The organism is Nitrosophilus sp. (genome assembly GCF_982775275.1).
Window position 1 is genome coordinate 1 of record NZ_CEXZHP010000162.1, and the last position, 3,521, is coordinate 3,521.

The following is a 3,521-nucleotide window of genomic DNA, read 5'->3' on the forward strand; positions in this document are numbered from 1 at the left end:
TTTCGTTATATATTCCGGAAGCTCTTTTGCGTATACGAAACTTTCAAATCTATCGATGACTTTGTCGTTTTTATATTTTATAGCTCCTATTTCTATTACTTGTGAGTTATAAGATTTGCTCCCGCTTGTTTCTATATCCACTATCACAAACTCTTGATCTTTAAAATCGGTTTTTGCCGTTTTCAAAAAGATTTTATTATCTTTTTTTTCGATTGGAAAACCTCTTGCTTTTAAAGTCTCAAAAATGAGATCGGGATCTTCAAACATTCCATAAAGCGCAAGCAAAATATTATCAAACTCCTCTTTTTTTAGATCTCTTTTTTTCAGCTTATAAGCCAATTTTTCAAGCTTATTCAAATTTTGCCTTTCTAATAAACTCTACAACTTTTTTGGGATCTTTTTTTCCCTTTTTTATCTCTACTCCGCTGCTAACATCTACCCCGTAAAAGTTATATTTTTTAACCTCTTTTATATTTTGAGGGTTTAAACCTCCCGCTAAAATAATTTTGGACGTATCAATACCTTCAAACCACTCCAGTGCCACTCTCTTACCGCTCCCGCCAAACTCTTGAACATACGCATCTACCAACCTATATCTGTTTTCAAACCTTTTTAGATCATCTTTTGATTTAGCCCTAATAACCGGCAAGGCCTTTATTTTCAAGCTATCTATAAACTCTTCGCTAACATCAAAATGAATCTGAGCTAGGCTCATATTCGTATATTGGCATATCTCTTGGATTATATTTTGAGACTCGTTTACGAAAAGTCCAACTCTTTCAACAAAAGGAGGAAGGTTTTTTACGATCTCTTTTGCCTTTTGAATCTCAATATATCTTGGAGATTTATTATAAAAAACAAATCCCAAAGCATCTGCTCCGGCTTCAATTGCTATCAACGCATCTTCCAAATTGGTAATACCGCAGATTTTTACTCTCACTCTATACCTTTAAACTCTCTATCGCTTTTTTTCTATCTTTTGCGCCAAATATATAGCTTCCGGCAACCGCGATATCAACTCCCGCACTTTTTAACTCTCTTATATTTTTATCGTTTACTCCCCCGTCAACCTCTATTAGGCAGTTAGGGTTTTTCTCATCTATCATCTCTTTAACTTCACATATTTTTTCATAAATCGGTATAAATTTTTGTCCTCCAAATCCGGGATTTACGCTCATTAGTAACACCATATCTATATCTTCTATAAGATACTCTATTAATTTTGGAGTTGTTCCAGGATTTAAAACGATTGCCGGTTTTATGCCGTAACTTCTTATTTTTTGTATAAGTCTATGGGGATGTTTTTCCTCTTCTATATGAAAAGAGATATACTCAGGTTTAATATGAGCAAAAAGATCTACAAAAAAAGAGTTGTTTTCCACCATTAAATGAATATCAAGCGGCTTTGTTGATATTTTATTAACCGCTTCTACTACAACCGGTCCTATAGTTAGATTTGGAACGAAATGGCCGTCCATAACATCAACATGTATTAAATCCGCCCCTTTTTCGCAAACATCTTTTATCTCTTCATTTAATTTCCCAAAATCGGCACTTAAAATACTTGGCGCTACTAACATAAAATCCCTTTAAATTGTGTAACTTATCAATTTTTAATAGTTGCATAATTATACCAAATAAGCTAAAATAAAAGAACCTAAAAAGAAGTTTAAATTCATTAACATTTAAGTTTAAAAAAGATAAAATTCAAAGCTAAATTCCTACGAGAGGGTAATAAAATGTCAAGAAAATGCGCAATAACCGGAAAAGGTCCTATGAGCGGACATAACGTAAGCCATGCAAATAACAAAACTAAAAGAAGATTTTTGCCAAATTTAAGAACAGTTAGAATAACTCTACCTGACGGAACAAGAAAAAAGATAAAAGTTGCCGCTTCTACACTTAGAACAATGAAGAAAAAATCGTTAATATAACGATTTTTTCTTTGCCTCTTTCTCCTCTTTTCCTAATCAAAGGATAGCCAATGTTTAAAATCATACCTATAAAAGGTTCAATATCAAGCGTTGATGGATTTTATTCTCAAGGCGTAAAAGCATCCTTAAAAAAGGATCAATTTGACGTTGGCTTTATCTATAGCAGCGAAATTTGCGATATTGAGGCACTTTTTACAAAAAATAGATTTCAAGCCGCTCCTATTTTGCATTTTAAAAAAAATAGTATTAAAAAAACAAATTTTATTCTCGTAAATTCGAAAAACGCAAACGCGATGACCGGTAAAAAAGGTATTGAAGATATAGAGGATATTTTAAATTATGCAAAAACAAAATTTCCACAAATTAAAAATCCTATAATAAGCTCAACCGGAGTAATTGGAGTATATCTTCCAAAAGAGAAGATTAAAAAAGCGATAGACAAATTTGATCTTAACTCAAAAGAGTCAAATACTTTTGCAAAAGCAATAATGACCACCGATAGCTATCCAAAAGAGATAGCTTTTGAAGTGATTTTAAAAAATGGCAAAAGTTTCAAAATTGCGGGAGTTGCAAAGGGGGCTGGCATGATAAATCCCGCAATGGCGACTATGCTTTGTTTTATCGTAACAGATGCCGATATTCCAAAAGAAGATATGAAAGAGTTATTACAAAAAAACGTAAAAACAACCTTTAACGCAATAAGCGTAGATGGAGATAGATCTACCAACGATTCCGTTTTTTTAATGGCAAATCACAAAAGTGATATTTACGATAAAGAGGCTTTTGATTTTGCTCTTCATAAAATTATGCATCATTTAGCTCTTCAAATAGTAAAAGATGGAGAAGGGGCAAAAAAACTTGTGGGATTTGAGATATTTGGAGCGAAAAACGACCATGAGGCACAAATAGCAGCAAAAGCCTTAAGCAATTCCCTTTTGGTTAAAACTGCGCTTTTTGGAGAAGATCCAAACTGGGGGAGAATAGCTTCAACGATAGGCGCTTCAGAAATTGAGTGTTATGAGAATAGATTGCAAATCTGGTTTGAAGATATTTTGGTTTATGATAAAGAAAATATACTATTTACTCCAGATATTGAAGAAAAAGCCCACAATATAATGAAAAAAGATGAATTTACCATAAAATGCAACTTAAATATCGCAGATGGATATTTTAAGGCATACGGATGCGATCTTGGGTATGAATATGTAAAGATTAATGCTGAATATAGGACATAAATGGTAAAATTTTGTATTGGTTAAAATGGTTGAGTTGTTGAGTAGTAAGAAAGTGAAAAAGTGAGAAAGTGAAAAAGTGAGCGAGGGTAAAGCCGTAAGGCTTAGTATTGGGTAAAATAGTTAAGTGGTTGAGTGATTAGGTAAAAGGTTGAAGGTTGAGGGGAGAAGGAAGTTAGGCGGTAAGGGGGGAAGAGAGGATTCAATTTCCAATTCCCATTTACCAATGCCCAATGTCCAATGTCTAATTTGGTTAAAAAAGTTAAAATGGTTGAGTGGTTGAGTTGTTAATAAATTAATAAATCATATATAAAAAGGAGAAAAACAATGTTAGAAGAATTTCCAAAAGAGATCG

At 32.9% G+C, this 3,521-nt stretch carries 5 protein-coding genes; 2 read left to right on the forward strand and 3 right to left on the reverse strand.

The window, feature by feature from the left end; genetic code table 11:
• The 3 genes from AC30RD_RS07440 to rpe all read right to left on the reverse strand — a co-directional run.
• Positions 1-357, reverse strand: a 357-nt coding sequence (locus AC30RD_RS07440; protein WP_489493801.1) for an exonuclease domain-containing protein, incomplete at its 3' end; no start/stop codon positions are given.
• Positions 350-940 carry a phosphoribosylanthranilate isomerase gene (locus AC30RD_RS07445; protein ID WP_489493802.1) on the reverse strand — a complete coding sequence of 197 codons (591 nt, stop codon included), beginning with the start codon at positions 938-940 and terminating at the stop codon, positions 350-352. The genes AC30RD_RS07440 and AC30RD_RS07445, both read right to left, overlap by 8 nt.
• A gap of 1 nt (position 941) precedes the next feature.
• The gene (gene rpe, locus AC30RD_RS07450; protein WP_489493803.1) at positions 942-1,580 is read right to left on the reverse strand and encodes a ribulose-phosphate 3-epimerase; all 639 of its coding nucleotides are present in this window, start codon (positions 1,578-1,580) and stop codon (positions 942-944) included.
• A 159-nt stretch (positions 1,581-1,739) separates the two neighbouring features.
• On the opposite strand from rpe, the gene rpmB reads away from it, so the two are divergent.
• Positions 1,740-1,934, forward strand: a complete 195-nt coding sequence (gene rpmB / locus AC30RD_RS07455; RefSeq protein ID WP_489493804.1) for a 50S ribosomal protein L28 — start codon at positions 1,740-1,742, stop codon at positions 1,932-1,934.
• A 50-nt stretch (positions 1,935-1,984) separates the two neighbouring features.
• A complete protein-coding gene (gene argJ, locus AC30RD_RS07460) occupies positions 1,985-3,169 on the forward strand; it encodes a bifunctional glutamate N-acetyltransferase/amino-acid acetyltransferase ArgJ (RefSeq protein WP_489493806.1) in 1,185 nt (394 codons plus the stop codon).
• Positions 3,170-3,521: the final 352 nt, after the last annotated feature.

Coding starts and splice junctions, on each gene's coding strand:
- argJ (WP_489493806.1), top strand. CDS start 1,985: ATGTTTAAAATCATACCTATAAAAGGTTCAATATCAAGCGTTGATGGA.
- rpe (WP_489493803.1), bottom strand. CDS start 1,580: ATGTTAGTAGCGCCAAGTATTTTAAGTGCCGATTTTGGGAAATTAAAT.
- rpmB (WP_489493804.1), top strand. CDS start 1,740: ATGTCAAGAAAATGCGCAATAACCGGAAAAGGTCCTATGAGCGGACAT.